Origin of the sequence: Mesorhizobium sp. 2RAF45, from assembly GCF_052115225.1 — a bacterium.
In the GTDB taxonomy this organism is placed as follows: domain Bacteria; phylum Pseudomonadota; class Alphaproteobacteria; order Rhizobiales; family Rhizobiaceae; genus Mesorhizobium; species Mesorhizobium jarvisii.
Genome location: NZ_JBFRGG010000003.1, coordinates 676,680 through 691,246 on the forward strand (window position 1 = coordinate 676,680; position 14,567 = coordinate 691,246).

Below are 14,567 nucleotides of genomic sequence, written 5' to 3' on the forward strand. Positions count from 1 at the left end.
CCCGCATTCCCTGCGGGCTGGCGAAGAAGCGCCCCAGCCTCACGCCGAGCGGACATGACCGGCGTCCTCGTCGAAATCGCGCTGCACTAGGTCGATCAGCGCGCGCACCGCATCATCGGCGCCGCTGCCGCTGGCCCTGATGTGCAGCACCGTGCCCTTCGGCGCCTTGGCGGCCATCACCTTGACGATGCTCTTGGCATCGAACCACGGCCCGTTGGCGGCAAGCGCGATTTCCACGTCGGCGGCAAACGTCTTGGCCAGTTTGGTGAACTTCACCGACGGACGCGCGTGCAGCCCCACATCGTGGGTGATCAGGACGGTCGCTTCGGCGGCTGCGGACATTTTTCAGAAATCCCGTTCATTCACGACGGCGACAATTCATGCGCCGTCGCCACCACTTCCTTCAGCGAGGCGCCGCCGGAGGATTCGGTCGCGGCCATCACCGCGCCCTCCACGATCGGCGCGTTGCACACGATGATCTTCTGCGCACGCGGCTCGCCGATCATCTCCACCGCCATTTCCGAGTTGGTCTCGGCGCCGCCGAGATCGACGAGGATGGCGACACCGGCTTCCGACCAGGCCTTGTCGATGGCGCCCATGATCGCCTCGACGTTGGTGCCAAGCCCGCCATGGCCGTTTCCGCCGCACCATGCAAGCGGCACTTCTTCGCCCACCATCTGGCGTACCATGTCGGCCGTGCCCTCCGCGACCAGCGGCGAATGCGACACGATCACGATCCCGACATTGCTCATGCGCTTTCCCCGATCGCATGCCCCACCGAGCGCACCAACAGCGCGGTCGAGCGCGCGCCGGCATCCATATGGCCGATCGAGCGCTCGCCGAGGAACGAGGCGCGGCCGCGCAGCGCCTTCATCGGCACCGTCGCTTCGGCGGCGGCGTCGGCGATGTCGGCGATTTCCGCCGCCGTCTTTCCCCCGGCCAAGGCATCATGCACCGGCTGTAGCACATCGAGCATGGTTTTTTGTCCGATCTGCGACTTGCCGCGCGCGGCCACCGCGTCGACCGCCTTGCCGAAGGCGGCGGCCAGATTGTTGCGATCGGGATCCGCCGCAATCTCCTTGCCCAGCGCCATGAACAGCGTACCGAACAAGGGACCCGAAGCGCCGCCCACCGTCATCACCAGCTTGGTGCCGATCGCCTTCAGCGCGTCGGGCAAGGGTTTGGCAGCGAACGCATCAGCCTCGGCCCGCACGGCCTCGAAGCCGCGCTTCATGTTCAGCCCATGGTCGCCGTCGCCGATCGCCTGGTCGAGCGCCGTCAATTCCTCGGCGTGAGCGGCAATCGTCTCGGCGGCCACCGCGATCAGCCTGGCAAGGTTCAATGCCGCCATGTCGCCCAAAATCCCGGTTTCCACTGTGCCGGCAGTAACGAAAGAACGGTCATTCGACAACTGCTGCATGCGTCAGGCCGTGACGAGCAGCGCGGCGGCGGCCGAAAACACCTCGGCCACCGCATGGGCGCCGGGGTCGACCACACCTTGCAATTTGGTGCCGACATAGGCGGACCGTCCAGCCTTCGCCTTCTCCATGACGGCCGTCTCCTCGGCGCCGCGCCGGGCGGCGGCCGCCGCCTCTTCCAGCCCGTTGGCGTCGAGCGCTTTCAGCGCGGGCTCCAGCGCATCGACCATGGTGCGATCACCCGGTTTGGCGCCGCCGTAGAAAGTCATCCGCTCGAGGCCGGCAAGCAGTGCCTTGGACAAGCTGCCGCCGCCGCCGAGGGCCTGTGCCGCCGCCGTGAAGAAGATCGACAGCAGCACGCCGCTCGAGCCGCCCATCGACGCGCTCAATATGTCGCCAATCGCGCCGAGCGTCGCCGCCGGGTTCGCCAGAGGCAGCATGTCGAGCCGCTCGAGAATGCTGCGCGCGCCGGTCGCCACCGTCGAGCCGGTGTCGCCGTCGCCCGCCCTGGCGTCGAGCCCGTTCAATGACGCTTCAAGTGAAATCAGTTTTTCGCAGACGGTCACGATCAGGCGCCTGGCACCGGCATCCTGGCTGGCCTTGTGTACCGCACTTTGCCCGGCTGCTTTCGCCATCGGCACGATGACTGGCGCCGCGACTGGCTTGGCCGGCATCCAGGCATGCGGGCCGACCGGCGCCAGCAGGGCGGCCTCGCGCGCCGCATCGAGCCGGATCAGCGACAGCGAGAAGCCGTTCATGTTGAGCGCCGTCATCAGCGGGCCGGGGCCGATCGCCAGCTTGAGGGTCTTGGCCAGCGGCGAGGCCAGAACCGCATTGGCAACCAGCGACATCTCGAGCGGCGGCACCGCGCCGAGATTGTTGATCAGCAAGGCATGGCTTGCCTTCGGGTCGAGCCCTGCCGCGAGGCGCTCCGCCATGATCGCGACCAGCCTGTCGACGCTTTGCAAGGCAATCCGCTCGACGCCCGGCTCGCCATGAATGCCCAGGCCAAGTTCGCCGTCGTCCGCGCCAAACCTGTCTTCATGCGGCTGCCCGGGGATCGAGCAGGACGACAGCGACATGCCGAGCGAAACGATATCCTTTGCTGCCGCCCGCGCCGCTGCCGCGATGTCGGCAAGATGATGGCCGGCCTCCGACAAATGGCCCGAAATCTTGTGCACGAACAATGTGCCGGCGACGCCACGCGGCTGGTTGATGTCAGGCAAAGCGATGTCGTCGGCAACGATCACCATCTCGACGCGAAAGCCCTCGGCGCGCGCCTTCTCGGCGGCCAGGCCGAAATTGAGCCGGTCGCCGGTGTAGTTCTTGACGATCAGCAGGCAGCCGGCCGGCCCGGTGACCGCGCGGATGGCCGCCAGTACCGCTTCGACACTCGGCGAGGCGAATATCTCGCCGGAGACCGCCGCCGTCAGCATGCCCTTGCCGACAAAGCCGGCATGCGAAGGCTCATGCCCGGCGCCGCCGCCGGAGACGACGCTGACCTTCGACTTGTCCCAGTCGGCGCGCAGCACGACCTTGATCTCGGGATAGCCGTCGAGGCGCGCGAGGTCGTCCGAGCCGCTGGTGCGCAACAGGCCGTCCAGCGCCTCGGTGACGATCGTTTCCCTGCGGTTGAAAAAGTGCTTCATCGAATTCGTCCCGTATTCGCGATCGTCAATCAGAAGCTGCGTTGCCCCGGCTGGGAACACCGAAAGCCGTTCACATCAATCTTTGTCCATCGGCGCCGAAATAGAGCGGCGAGCGGTAGCGGATCACCACTTTGTCGCCTTGCGCCAGATCGGTGTCGGGGTCGGTCAGCGTCACCAGTTTCTTCGGCCCCACGGTCACATGCAGGTGGTTCTGGTCGCCGAGATGCTCGACCCAGTCGACGACGCCGTCGGCATGACCATTCCTGGCCTTTTCGATCGTCAGATGTTCGGTGCGCGCGCCGATCGTCCTGGTGCCCACCGGCGCGCTGCCATCGGGCAGCAGGCCGGTTGGCAGAAGATTGATCGCCGGCTGGCCGAGCCTTGCCGCGACATGCAGGTTTGCCGGCTCCGAATAGATGGTTCGCGGCGAGCCGATCTGCACCAGCACGCCATCGGCGAGGATGCCGATGCGGTCGGCCATGGTCATCGCCTCGATCTGGTCGTGCGTGACATAGAGCATGGTGGCGCCGAGTTCGGACTGGATGCGCTTCAGCTCCAGCCGCAGATCCGCGCGCAGCTTGGCGTCGAGCGACGACAGCGGCTCGTCCATCAGATAGATGGCGGGCTTGCGCACCAAAGCGCGGCCGATAGCGACGCGCTGCATTTCGCCGCCCGAAAGCTTGGCCGAGCGGTTGGCGAGCTTGTGGTGGATGCGCACCATCTTCGCCACCTCCTCGATCCGCCGGCGGATCTGGTCCTCCGGGATCTTCCTCGCCGGCGAGCGCAGCGGGAAGGCGAGATTGTCGTAGACCGACAGATGCGGATAGAGCGAGTACTGCTGGAACACGAAGGCCGTGTCGCGCTCGGCCGGCGACAGCGTCGTCGCATTATGGCCGCCGATTTCGATGATGCCGGCATCCGGCTGTTCCAGCCCGGCGATCAGTCGCAGCGTCGTCGTCTTGCCGGCCCCGGTCGGCCCGAGCAGCACGACGAATTCGCCGTCTGCTATGTGCAGGTCGAGACCGTTGACGGCGACATGCTCGCCAAAGCTCTTGGTCACATTCTTGATATGCACGTCAGCCATGCTGCGCTCTCCCCTGAGAGGCGGTGTCGTGGACCGCGGTTCTCACCGCGCGGCCCGATCCCTTGTCGAACAGCGACAGCCGTGCGCTGTTCAGCGCCAGGCCGACATGATCGCCGGCGTTGAGCCGGATCTCGGCCGGAACCCGCGCCTTGATGATGCCGTCGGCCGTTTCCACCGCGACGATCTGCGTGGTGCCGAGATATTCGGTGCCGTAGATGGCGCCGCGCAGCTTCGAGGCATCGTCGAAACGAATGTGTTCCGGGCGGATGCCGAGCGCCATGTCGGCCGGCGCGATATCCTCGCGCACCTCTGGCACCGCGACCTTCGCGCCCTGGACGACGATCTCCTTGGCGCCCTTGGTAAGCCCGCCGCCGAAGCCCAGAAAATTCATCGGCGGCGAGCCGATGAAGTCGGCGACGAACATGGTCGCCGGGCGGTCGTAGATTTCGCGCGGCGTGCCGAACTGTTCGATGACGCCGTGGTTCATCACAGCGATCTTGTCGGCCATCGACATCGCCTCCATCTGGTCGTGGGTGACATAGACTGTGGTGGCGTGGATGCGGTTGTGCAGCTCGCGCAGCTCGTGGACCATGAGGTCGCGGAACTCGGTGTCCAGCGTGCCGAGCGGCTCGTCCATCAGGAAGCATTTCGGCCGCCGCACGATGGCGCGGCCGAGTGCCACGCGCTGGCGGTCGCCGCCGGCGAGGCCGGAGACGGATTTGTTGAGCAGATGGTCGATGCGCAGGAGCTTTGCCGTCTCCTCGACACGTGCGCGGATTTCGGCCGACGGCATGCCTTGCGCCAAGAGCGGAAAGCCGATGTTCCTGCGCACATTCATGTGCGGATAGAGCGCGAACAGCTGGAAGACGAAGGCGATGTCGCGCTCTCGCGCCCGCAGCATGGTGACGTCCTCGCCGCCGAGCAGGATCTGGCCGCCGGTGGGCAGTTCGAGCCCGGCGATCATGCGCAGTGTCGTCGTCTTGCCGCAGCCCGACGGGCCGAGCATGACGAAGAACTCGCCATCCTCGACGACGAAGTTGGAATCCTGCACGGCGACGAAATCGCCGAAGGCCTTTCTCAGGTGCTGAACACGGATCTCGGCCATGATTATTCCGGGAACTTCGAGACGATGATGAACATCACGGTGCCGGCGAGCATGGTGATGAAGGAATAGGTGTAGAGCGACAGCGCGAAAGGCTGGAACAGCATCAGGAAGCCGATGGCGATCAGCACTGTGGCGATGTTTTCCATCAGGCCGCGCCGCGCCCAGATCGGCCAGCGCGACTTGCGTTTGAGGGGATTGGTCATGCTCATTTGCGCACCGCACCGAAGGTGATGCCGCGCAGCAATTGCTTGCGAAGCAAGATGGTGAAAACCAGGATCGGCACCAGGAAGATTGTCGTGCCGGCGGCGACAGCCGGCCAGTCCTGGCCGCCTTCGCCGATGATGGTCGGGATGAAGGGCGGCGCGGTCTGCGCCGTGCCCGAGGTCAAAAGGGCCGCGAAGGCATATTCGTTCCAGGCGAAGATCAGGCAGAAGATCGCGGTCGCGGCGATGCCGGTGGTCGCTTGCGGCAGCACGGTGCGCCAGAATGCCTGCAGCCGCGTATAGCCGTCGATCATCGCCGCTTCTTCATATTCGCGCGGGATCTCGTCAATGAAGCCTTTCAAGAGCCACACCGCCAGCGACACGTTGACCGCCGTGTAGAGCAGGATCATGCCGAGCGCGGTGTCCGACAGGCCAAGCTCGCGGTACATCAGGTAGATCGGAATGGCGACCGCGATAGGCGGCATGAAGCGCGTCGACAGGATGAAGAACAGGAGGTCGTCGGCGAGCGGCACCTTGAAGCGCGAGAAACCATAGGCCGACAGCGTGCCGAGAAAGACGGCGCAGAACGTCGAGCCGAAAGCGATGATCAGCGAGTTGAGGAAGCGCGGCAGGAAGTTGGACGGGCCGGCGATCACCATGTTGCGCTTGCGCACGGTCTCGTCGCAGAAGCCGGTCGCCGGACCCAGCGAGTTGATGTATTCCGGCGTCTGCCGCGTCCGCGTCGTGAACAGGTTGCAATAGCCCTCGATGCTCGGCTGGAACACGATTTTCGGCGGATATGCGATCGAATCCGGCGGCGTCTTGAAGCTGGTGGCGAAGATCCACAGGAGCGGCACGATCGAGATCAGCGCGTAGGCGATGATGATCGCGCCGGCGACGCGCTTCGAATTCGCTGACGGTGCGACGACCGAATGGGCAGTGGTCAGGCTCATCTCTGCTTCACCTTGTTGAGCGCCTTGACGTAGATGTTGGCAAGACCGAACACCGCCACGAACAGGATGATGGCGAAGGCCGAGGAATAGCCGGTGCGCCAGCTCTCGAAAGCCTGCCGCTTCAGTGTGATCGAGGCGACCTCGGTGGTCGAGCCGGGCCCGCCGCCGGTCAAGAGATTGACCATGTCGAACATCTTGAAGTTCTCGATGCCGCGAAACAGCACCGCCAGCATGATGAAGGGCAGCGCCATCGGCAGCGTGATCGACCAGAATTGCCGCCAGTTGGAAGCGCGGTCGACCTCGGCCGCCTCATAGATATATTCGGGGATGGAGCGCAGTCCGGCGAGGCAGATCAGCATGACGTAGGGCGTCCACATCCAGGTATCGACGATGATGATCGACCATGGCGCCAGCGACACGTTGGAGAGCATCTGGATGCTTGTCGGTGGAATGCCGCTGACGAACGAGATCACATAGGAGAACAGGCCGATCTGCGGCTCGTAGAGGAAGCGCCAGAAATTGCCGACCACCGCCGGCGACAGCATCATCGGCACCAGGATCAGCGTCGTCCAGAAGGCGTGGCCGCGGAATTTCCGGTCGATCAGCCAGGCCAGCGTGAAGCCGATCAGCGTTTGCAACAGGATGGTCCAGAACACGAAATGCGCCGTCGTCTGCATGGCGATCCAGATGTCCTGGTCGCCGAGGATGCGCTGGTAGTTGGCAAAGCCGAGATTCTTCACCACTTCGTTCGGCCGGTTGGCCCGGTAGTTGGTGAAGGACAGATAGATCGCCCAGAACAGCGGGAAGATGTTGATGGCGAGCAGCAACAGGATCGTCGGCGAGATGAACAGCCAGGCGAGGCCCTTGTCGCTGATGCCCCGGACCTTGCGGGCCAACGGTTCCGGGGTCGCCCGGGCAACGTTCTCCACGGTCCCATTGAGCATGGTCAGTCCTGCTTCGGTCACTTGGGTCGTCTCTGTGATGGAATTTATCTGAACTGCGTCCCGTGCCAAGGGTGGCACGGGACGCCTGGGCCTAGCTCGGGAGGAGCCGGTTACATCTTGCCATCGTCCTGGAACACCTGGGTCCAGTCCTTGACCAGGCCGTCGAGCGCGTCCTTGGCTGAGCCCTGGCCGGCGACGACATAGTCATGGAAGCGCTTCTGCGAGGCCTGCAACAGCGGTGCGTAGCTCGGCTCGGCCCAGAAGTCCTTCACGATCGCCATCGAGTCGAGGAAGGCCTGGGCGTAGGGCTGGCTGGACGGGAACTTCGGGTCCTTGACCACGGAGTTCAGGCAGGAATAGCCGCCGAGCGACCACCACTTGGCCTGCACGTCCTTGTTGGCGAACCACTTGATGTATTTCAGCGCCGATTCCTGCTTGTCGGAGTAGGAAACCACCGAAATGCCCTGGCCGCCGAGCTGCGCGAACTGGGCGCCGCCAGGACCCTTGGGATTGACGAAGTAGCCGATCTTGTCGCCACCGACATTCTCGTCCTTCTGCAGGCCGGGCCAAGTGAAGGCGAAGTTCATGTGCATCGCCACCTGACCGGATTTGAAGGCATCGACGCCTTCGCCCATGTAGCTGTTCGATGCGCCCGGAGGGGTGCAGCAATCATAGAGAGCCTTGTAGAATTCCAGTCCCTTGACCGAGTCGGCTGAATTGACGAAGCCTTCCATCTCGTAGGGCTTCTTCGGGTTCTCATACTGGAAGCCGTAGCTGTAGAGCACGTCCATGGCGCCCATGGTGATGCCTTCCGAGCCACGCTCGGTGTAGATCGAGGCGCCATAGACGGTCTTGCCGTCGATCTGCCGCTTCTGGAAGAATTCGGCGATCTGCTTCAACTGGTCGAAGGTCGCCGGCGGGCCGAGATCCCAGCCATACTTTTCCTTGAATTCCTTCTGCAGCTCCGGCTTGGAGAACCAGTCCTTGCGATAGGTCCAGCCGACGACGTCGCCCATGGCCGGCAGCGCCCAGTAGTTCGGCGTGTTCTTCGGCCATTCCGAGTAACCGACGACGGTCGCCGGCACGAAGTCGTCCATGCTGATCTTCTCCTTGTCGAAGAAGTCGTTCAGCTTGACGTAGTGGCCGTTCTCGGCCGCGCCGCCGATCCACTGGCTGTCGCCGATGATCAGGTCGCACAGTTTGCCGTGCGAGTTCAGTTCGTTGAGGAAGCGGTCGGCATAGTTGGTCCACGGCACGAACTCGAATTTCATGCCGATGCCGGTTTCCTTGGTAAAGTCCTTGGACAATTCGACAAGTGCGTTGGCCGGGTCCCAGGCGGCCCAGCAGAGCGTCAGGTCTTCAGCGTGTGCGGCGTTCGAGACGGCTGTCGACGCTGCAATCGCCGAGGCCAGTCCCAACGCCAGTTTCAAGCTCGATTTCATGCCTTCCTCCCATTTACGAAACGCGCCCGGATGACGGTTTCAAGAGCCCTCAACCTCTCTCCTCAGAGGCCTAAACATGGCGGCGCCGGAGCGCGGCAGATGTTTAGTAATTTGTTTAGTGATGCAATTTTTACTAAACAACGCAAGCGAATTCGTTGCTGCGTCGCAACATGACGAAAGGAATGATTGAAATCGTTTGGAAATGATCGCCGGATGTTTCTCCGGCAGCCGCTCAGCCGGCCTCGCCGATGAGGTTCGTCTGTGGCGTCACCGCCCGAACCGGCGGCGCGGGCGGCAGTAAGGCGCGTATGTCGGCGAAGGGAAATGTAGGCTCGAAGCGAAAAGCCTCGGCCAGGGAACCGGGGACAGCGTTGCATTGGCCGGCGCGAAATTCATTCTGGATGCGCGCCCTCTCGACATATTGCTCCGGCCGCTGTGACCGGTGCATGCGGATCCCCTGTGACTTGATATCCCGGTAGGCCGATATATCGACATAGTGCGTCGGCGCAAATCCGGTACCGCCCATCGTGTCGGCATGCAGCACAGGAACCGCGAAGGAAGCCGCTATGCGCACGCCGTCCGACAGCGCGCGGTGGTCGGCGTGATAGTCGTTGGGCGCATGCGTGATCACCAGCTCCGGCCCGGTCTCGCGGATCAGCGTTTTCAGCACGCCGATGAGCGCGGCATCGGCCACCAGCTCGCCATCGGGAAAGTCGAGAAAGCGTGGCGCAGCACCAAGCAGCGCTGCCGCCGCCGTGGCTTCCTCGCGACGGACGCGGGCGAGAACGGCGGGATCACTCTTGCCGCCCTTGGCCCCATCCGTGGCCACGGCAAAAGTCAATTCTGCGCCTTGCGCCGCATAGGCGGCCAGCGTACCGAACATGAAGATCTCGATGTCGTCCGGATGCGCACCGAGCGCCAATATTTTCAAGCTACTCTCTCCCGGAAATGGAAAAACGTGCCGAACGGAATCCTGCTCGCCCTGATCGCCTATGCAAGCTATTCGGGCAGCGATGCCGTTATCAAGAGCCTGGGAGGACAGTTTACCGTCTTCGAGATCGGCTTCTTCGTCACTTTGTTTGCCGGCTTTTTCCTGTTCTTCACCCGCCCGGCGGGCGAGCGCTGGCTCGATTTCTGGCGCATGAAGCGGCCATGGGCGGTGCAGGCGCGCGCCTGGGCCGGCATCGCGTCGGGCGTGCTCAGCGTCTATGCCTTCACGCACATTCCGCTTGCCGAAGTCTACGCTCTGATCTTCCTGGCGCCTTTGCTGGTCACCATCCTGTCCACCGTCATCCTGAAGGAAAAGGTCGGCCCCTGGCGATGGCTGGCCGTGGTCGCCGGCTTTGCCGGGGTGATGCTGGTGGTGCGGCCGGGTTTTCGTGAATTGAACCTCGGCCACCTTGCCGCTTTCGTGAACGCCTTCCTCGCCGCGACCAGCGTCATCCTGCTGCGCTCGCTCGCGCAGCAGGAAAAGCGCACCTCGATGCTCGGTGTACTTGTCGGCTACGGCCTGCTGTTCAACGGGGCTGGCGCCGCCGCCACCTCATTTGCCTTGCCGAATGCCGTACAGCTCGTCTGGCTGGCGATGGCCGGCGCCTTCACCCCGGGCGGACAATTCATGCAGCTGCTCGCCGCCAAATACGCCCCCGCCAACCGGATCGCGCCGACGCATTATTCGCAGATCGTCTGGGCGGTGATCCTTGGCGCGCTGTTCTTCCAGGAATACCCGGACTGGCTGACGCTGGTCGGCCTCGCGATCGTCGGCGGCTCCGGCCTGCTGACCATGGTGCGCGAGGAGGTGCGGCTCGGCACCGTGCGCTGGAACCCGTTTGCGCGCACCCGGCTTTGAGCCGGCGCCCCGGTTGCACGGTGACCGTGACCGCTGATATGCGGACGCGATGACGACAAGATCCCTGCCGGAGCTTCCGGTATCCGCCGTGCTCCCGGCGCTCAGCGAAGCGCTCGGTGCCGGCAACAGCGCCGTGCTGGTGGCGCCGCCCGGCGCCGGCAAGACGACGCTGGTGCCGCTGGCGCTGCTCGATGCGCCGTGGATGGGCACAGGCAAGATCATCCTGCTCGAACCGCGCCGGCTCGCCGCCCGCGCCGCCGCGCGCCGCATGGCGCAATTGCTTGACGAGGAGCCGGGCGCGACCGTCGGCTATGCCATGCGCATGGAAAACCGCACCTCGGCCAGGACCAGGATACTGGTCGTCACCGAGGGCGTGCTGGCGCGCATGATCCTCGACGATCCCGAACTGCCCGGCGTCTCGGCGGTGATCTTCGACGAATTCCACGAGCGTTCGCTCGACGGCGATTTTGGCCTCGCGCTGGCGCTCGACGTGCAAGGTGCGTTGCGGCCGGATCTCAGGCTGCTGGTGATGTCGGCCACACTGGATGGCGCGCGCGTGGCAAAGCTCCTGTCGGGCGCGCCAGTGATCGAAAGCGAAGGCCGCGCCTTCCCCGTCGACATAGGCTACGACGAACGGCCGGCCGGCGTCCCGATCGAGGATGCGATGGCCAAGGCGATCCGCGCCGCCCTTGCCGATGAGAGCGGCAGCGTGCTTGCCTTCCTGCCCGGCCAGCGCGAGATCGAGCGCACCGCCGAACGGCTGGCCGGCAAGGTCGGCGCCGACACCGACATCGTGCCACTCTATGGCCAGCTCGACGGCAAGGCGCAGGACGCCGCGATCAAGCCGGCGCCGCCGGGCCGCCGCAAGGTGGTGCTGGCGACGTCGATTGCCGAGACCTCCATCACCATCGACGGCGTGCGCGTCGTCATCGATTCCGGCCTGTCGCGGCTGCCGCGCTATGAGCCGGCAAGCGGCCTGACGCGGCTGGAGACGGTGCGCGTCAGCAAGGCCTCCGCCGACCAGCGTGCCGGCCGTGCCGGGCGCACGCAAGCCGGCGTCGCCATCCGGCTCTGGCGCGCCGAACAGACCGCGGCACTGCCCGCCTTCACGCCGCCGGAAATCCTCGAAGCGGACCTTTCAGGCCTGCTACTCGACTGTGCCGCCTTTAGTGTGGCCGATCCGACCGGCCTCGCTTTCCTCGATCCGCCGCCGGCGCCGGCGCTCAACGAGGCAAGGGTGCTGCTGCGCGCGCTCCATGCCATCGACGAGGCGGGGCGCCTGACGGAAGCGGGCGCTTCGATGCGCAAGCTCGCTCTGCCGGTGCGGCTTGCACATATGGTCGCCGAAGCTGCGCGGAGCGGCCATGCGGGCGAGGCGGCCATGCTGGCGGTGCTGCTCACCGAACGCGGCCTTGGTGGCGACGGCGCCGATCTGGAGCGGCGGCTGATGCGCTTTCGCGGGGAAAGATCGCCCCGCGCCACCGCCGCGCGGCAACTCGCGGAGAGGCTGGCCAGGCAGGTGGGTGGGACGAAAAACAGCGAAGCCGCACCCGCGGGCTCTCTTCTCGTCAACGCCTGGCCGGACCGCGTCGCCAAGGCGCGTGGCGAGCGCGGCCGCTTCGTGCTGGCCAATGGCTCCGGCGCCATACTCGATGCCGCCGACCCGCTGGCCGGCGAGCCGTTTCTGGTTGTCGCCGACCTGCAGGGCAAGGCGCAGAATGCCCGCATCGCGGCCGCCGCGGCAATAAGCGAGGACGATATCCGCGCCACGCTGGCCGACCGGATCGAAACACGCCGGCAAACCAGTTTCGATCGCGAGCGTCGCGCCGTGCGCGTGCGCGAAACCGTGCGTCTTGGCGCCATCATGCTCGCCGAACGCATGCTGCCGGCTCCTTCAGGCGCCGATGCCGACCGCGCCATAACAGATGCGTTGCGCGAGCACGGCCTGTCACTGCTGAGCTGGAGCAAGGAGGCCGAGACGCTGCGCCAGCGGCTGTCCTGGCTGCATCGTGGCCTTGGGTCCCCCTGGCCCGATATGTCGGACGAAGCGCTGATCGAGCGCCTCGACGACTGGCTGCTGCCCTTCCTGTCTGGGGCGGCTTCCCTGGCCGCCATCGATCCCGGTGTCGTCTCGGCTGGCCTCGCCTCGCTCGTGCCGCACGAGCTGCAGCGCAAGGTCGATGCGCTGGCGCCGACGCATTTCGACGCCCCGTCCGGCAGCCATGTGCCGATCCGCTATGACGGCGAATGGCCTGTGCTTGCGGTGCGCGTGCAGGAACTGTTCGGCCTCGACCGCCACCCCTCGATTGCCAACGGCACCGTGCCGCTGACGCTCGAACTCTTGTCGCCGGCGCACCGGCCAATCCAGACGACGCGCGACCTGCCCGGCTTCTGGCGTGGCTCCTGGGCCGACGTGCGCGCCGACATGCGCGGGCGCTATCCCAAACATGTCTGGCCGGAGAATCCGCTGCTGGCGGCGGCTACCGCCCGCGCGAAACCGCGCGGCACCTAGCGCTTGCCCTCAAGCGGCTGTAATCCATGGCCATGATCAACATCCTGAACGCGCCCGATTTCCAGCAGAGCCAGCGGTTGCGCCTCAACACGCTGATCCGGCTGCGCTGGCTGGCCATTGTCGGCCAGAGCGTGGCGGTGCTCGTCGTCGCCTATGGGTTGAAATTTCCGCTCCCGGTCAGCCTGTGTTTTGCGCTGATCGCCTGTTCGGCCTGGATGAACCTGTTCCTGGCCTTCAGGTTTCCGGCGGCGCACAGGCTCACGCCGTTCGCCGCCTTCGGCATCCTGATCTTCGACAGCCTGCAGCTTGCCGGCCTGCTCTATATGACCGGCGGCCTGACCAATCCGTTCTCGCTGCTGATGACCGTGCCTGTCGTCATTTCGGCGACGTCGCTGCCCCTGCGCCTCACCGCCATCCTCGGCGGGTTGGTGATGCTGGCGGCGACCTTGCTGGTGTTCTTCCATCTGCCGTTGCCCTGGTATGAAGGCGCGCCGCTGGCCATGCCTTTCATCTATGTCGCCGGCATGTGGATGGCGGTGCTGTCCTCGATCGCCTTCACCGCCATGTATGCCTTCCGGGTGGCCGCCGAAGCGCGGCTTTTGGCCAATGCGCTTGCCGCCACCGAACTGGTGCTGCAGCGCGAACAGCACCTTTCGGCGCTCGACGGCCTGGCGGCGGCGGCCGCGCATGAGCTCGGCACGCCGCTCGCCACCATCACGCTCGTCGCCAAGGAGATGGAAAAGGCGCTCGGCAGCGACCCGAAATACGGGGAGGACGTGAAGCTGCTGCGCTCGCAAAGCGAACGCTGCCGCGAAATCCTCAAGCGCCTGACCAGCCTGTCGTCGGAGGGCGAGGCGCATCTGTCCCGCTTGCCGCTGACCTCGCTGGTCGAGGAGGTCACCGCGCCGCATCGCGACTTCGGCATCTCGATCAAGCTCCGCCCGGGCGAACGCAGCGGGCCGGAGCCGGTCGGGCGGCGCAATCCGGGCGTCATCTACGGCCTCGGCAATCTGGTCGAGAACGCCGTCGACTTCGCCCGCAAGAGCGTCACCGTGCGCTGGAGCTGGGACGAGGCGGCCGTCACCTTCTCGATCATCGATGACGGGCCTGGTTTCCCACCTGAAATCATCGATCGCATCGGCGAGCCCTATATGTCGACGCGCCAGGGCACCGAGGCCGGCGGCGGGCTGGGACTCGGCCTGTTCATCGCCAAGACTCTGCTCGAACGCTCGGGCGCCACGCTCGACTTCCGCAATTCGAGCGGCCTGGGCGAGGGCGCCGTGGTGCAGATTTCGTGGCCGAGATCGGTCTTCCTGAACCCGGAAACGGCCCCGGCCACCATGTTTGACACTGCGTAAATTGGACAATAGCGGCGCAAAACTATATCTGCGTAAAATTAAGGCAGCAG

Annotated in this window: 14 protein-coding genes; 3 read left to right on the plus strand and 11 right to left on the minus strand. The window is 65.1% G+C overall.

The features are described from left to right. Positions 1-39: 39 nt before the first annotated feature. The 11 genes from AB4Z43_RS12630 to AB4Z43_RS12680 form a co-directional block, all read right to left on the minus strand. Complete coding sequence (locus AB4Z43_RS12630; protein ID WP_019862865.1) at positions 40-342, minus strand: HPr family phosphocarrier protein; 303 nt, start codon at positions 340-342, stop codon at positions 40-42. Between the two features lie 20 nt (positions 343-362). After that, on the minus strand, positions 363-752 hold the full coding sequence (gene dhaM / locus AB4Z43_RS12635; protein WP_019862866.1) for a dihydroxyacetone kinase phosphoryl donor subunit DhaM: 390 nt from the start codon (positions 750-752) through the stop codon (positions 363-365). Then, positions 749-1,351: a dihydroxyacetone kinase subunit DhaL gene (dhaL, locus tag AB4Z43_RS12640; RefSeq protein WP_441937695.1), complete on the minus strand. Its 603-nt coding sequence runs from the start codon at positions 1,349-1,351 to the stop codon at positions 749-751. Before dhaL ends, dhaM begins: the two co-directional genes overlap by 4 nt. 72 nt (positions 1,352-1,423) lie before the next feature. After that, complete coding sequence (locus AB4Z43_RS12645) at positions 1,424-3,067, minus strand: dihydroxyacetone kinase subunit DhaK (protein ID WP_202360985.1); 1,644 nt, start codon at positions 3,065-3,067, stop codon at positions 1,424-1,426. Between the two features lie 70 nt (positions 3,068-3,137). After that, entirely contained in the window at positions 3,138-4,151 is a 1,014-nt protein-coding gene (locus AB4Z43_RS12650) for an ABC transporter ATP-binding protein (protein ID WP_441937697.1), read from the minus strand. Then, positions 4,144-5,256: an ABC transporter ATP-binding protein gene (locus AB4Z43_RS12655; protein WP_202360983.1), complete on the minus strand. Its 1,113-nt coding sequence runs from the start codon at positions 5,254-5,256 to the stop codon at positions 4,144-4,146. The genes AB4Z43_RS12650 and AB4Z43_RS12655 overlap by 8 nt, the downstream gene beginning before the upstream one ends. A gap of 2 nt (positions 5,257-5,258) precedes the next feature. After that, positions 5,259-5,465, minus strand: a complete 207-nt coding sequence (locus AB4Z43_RS12660; protein ID WP_441937699.1) for a hypothetical protein — start codon at positions 5,463-5,465, stop codon at positions 5,259-5,261. Continuing rightward, on the minus strand, positions 5,462-6,412 hold the full coding sequence (locus AB4Z43_RS12665) for a carbohydrate ABC transporter permease (protein ID WP_019862873.1): 951 nt from the start codon (positions 6,410-6,412) through the stop codon (positions 5,462-5,464). Before AB4Z43_RS12665 ends, AB4Z43_RS12660 begins: the two co-directional genes overlap by 4 nt. Then, positions 6,409-7,356: a carbohydrate ABC transporter permease gene (locus AB4Z43_RS12670; protein ID WP_441937773.1), complete on the minus strand. Its 948-nt coding sequence runs from the start codon at positions 7,354-7,356 to the stop codon at positions 6,409-6,411. Before AB4Z43_RS12670 ends, AB4Z43_RS12665 begins: the two co-directional genes overlap by 4 nt. A gap of 110 nt (positions 7,357-7,466) precedes the next feature. After that, entirely contained in the window at positions 7,467-8,798 is a 1,332-nt protein-coding gene (locus AB4Z43_RS12675; protein ID WP_038651785.1) for an ABC transporter substrate-binding protein, read from the minus strand. 232 nt (positions 8,799-9,030) lie between these two features. Next, positions 9,031-9,729 carry a PIG-L deacetylase family protein gene (locus AB4Z43_RS12680; RefSeq protein ID WP_441937702.1) on the minus strand — a complete coding sequence of 233 codons (699 nt, stop codon included), beginning with the start codon at positions 9,727-9,729 and terminating at the stop codon, positions 9,031-9,033. Positions 9,730-9,756: 27 nt separating this feature from the next. Between AB4Z43_RS12680 and AB4Z43_RS12685 the strand changes: the two genes are divergently transcribed. The 3 genes from AB4Z43_RS12685 to AB4Z43_RS12695 are packed head-to-tail and all read left to right on the plus strand — an operon-like array spanning position 9,757 to position 14,517. After that, positions 9,757-10,647, plus strand: a complete 891-nt coding sequence (locus AB4Z43_RS12685) for a DMT family transporter (protein ID WP_441937704.1) — start codon at positions 9,757-9,759, stop codon at positions 10,645-10,647. 49 nt (positions 10,648-10,696) lie between these two features. Continuing rightward, the gene (gene hrpB, locus AB4Z43_RS12690; protein WP_441937706.1) at positions 10,697-13,159 is read left to right on the plus strand and encodes an ATP-dependent helicase HrpB; all 2,463 of its coding nucleotides are present in this window, start codon (positions 10,697-10,699) and stop codon (positions 13,157-13,159) included. 26 nt (positions 13,160-13,185) lie between these two features. Continuing rightward, positions 13,186-14,517: an ActS/PrrB/RegB family redox-sensitive histidine kinase gene (locus AB4Z43_RS12695; RefSeq protein ID WP_038651796.1), complete on the plus strand. Its 1,332-nt coding sequence runs from the start codon at positions 13,186-13,188 to the stop codon at positions 14,515-14,517. Positions 14,518-14,567 lie beyond the last annotated feature (50 nt).

Bases quoted from the DNA above. Each gene is read 5' to 3' on its own strand.
- AB4Z43_RS12630 (WP_019862865.1), bottom strand. From the start codon at position 342: ATGTCCGCAGCCGCCGAAGCGACCGTCCTGATCACCCACGATGTGGGG.
- dhaM (WP_019862866.1), bottom strand. From the start codon at position 752: ATGAGCAATGTCGGGATCGTGATCGTGTCGCATTCGCCGCTGGTCGCG.
- dhaL (WP_441937695.1), bottom strand. From the start codon at position 1,351: ATGGCGGCATTGAACCTTGCCAGGCTGATCGCGGTGGCCGCCGAGACG.
- AB4Z43_RS12645 (WP_202360985.1), bottom strand. From the start codon at position 3,067: ATGAAGCACTTTTTCAACCGCAGGGAAACGATCGTCACCGAGGCGCTG.
- AB4Z43_RS12650 (WP_441937697.1), bottom strand. From the start codon at position 4,151: ATGGCTGACGTGCATATCAAGAATGTGACCAAGAGCTTTGGCGAGCAT.
- AB4Z43_RS12655 (WP_202360983.1), bottom strand. From the start codon at position 5,256: ATGGCCGAGATCCGTGTTCAGCACCTGAGAAAGGCCTTCGGCGATTTC.
- AB4Z43_RS12660 (WP_441937699.1), bottom strand. From the start codon at position 5,465: ATGAGCATGACCAATCCCCTCAAACGCAAGTCGCGCTGGCCGATCTGG.
- AB4Z43_RS12665 (WP_019862873.1), bottom strand. From the start codon at position 6,412: ATGAGCCTGACCACTGCCCATTCGGTCGTCGCACCGTCAGCGAATTCG.
- AB4Z43_RS12670 (WP_441937773.1), bottom strand. From the start codon at position 7,356: ATGCTCAATGGGACCGTGGAGAACGTTGCCCGGGCGACCCCGGAACCG.
- AB4Z43_RS12675 (WP_038651785.1), bottom strand. From the start codon at position 8,798: ATGAAATCGAGCTTGAAACTGGCGTTGGGACTGGCCTCGGCGATTGCA.
- hrpB (WP_441937706.1), top strand. From the start codon at position 10,697: ATGACGACAAGATCCCTGCCGGAGCTTCCGGTATCCGCCGTGCTCCCG.
- AB4Z43_RS12695 (WP_038651796.1), top strand. From the start codon at position 13,186: ATGGCCATGATCAACATCCTGAACGCGCCCGATTTCCAGCAGAGCCAG.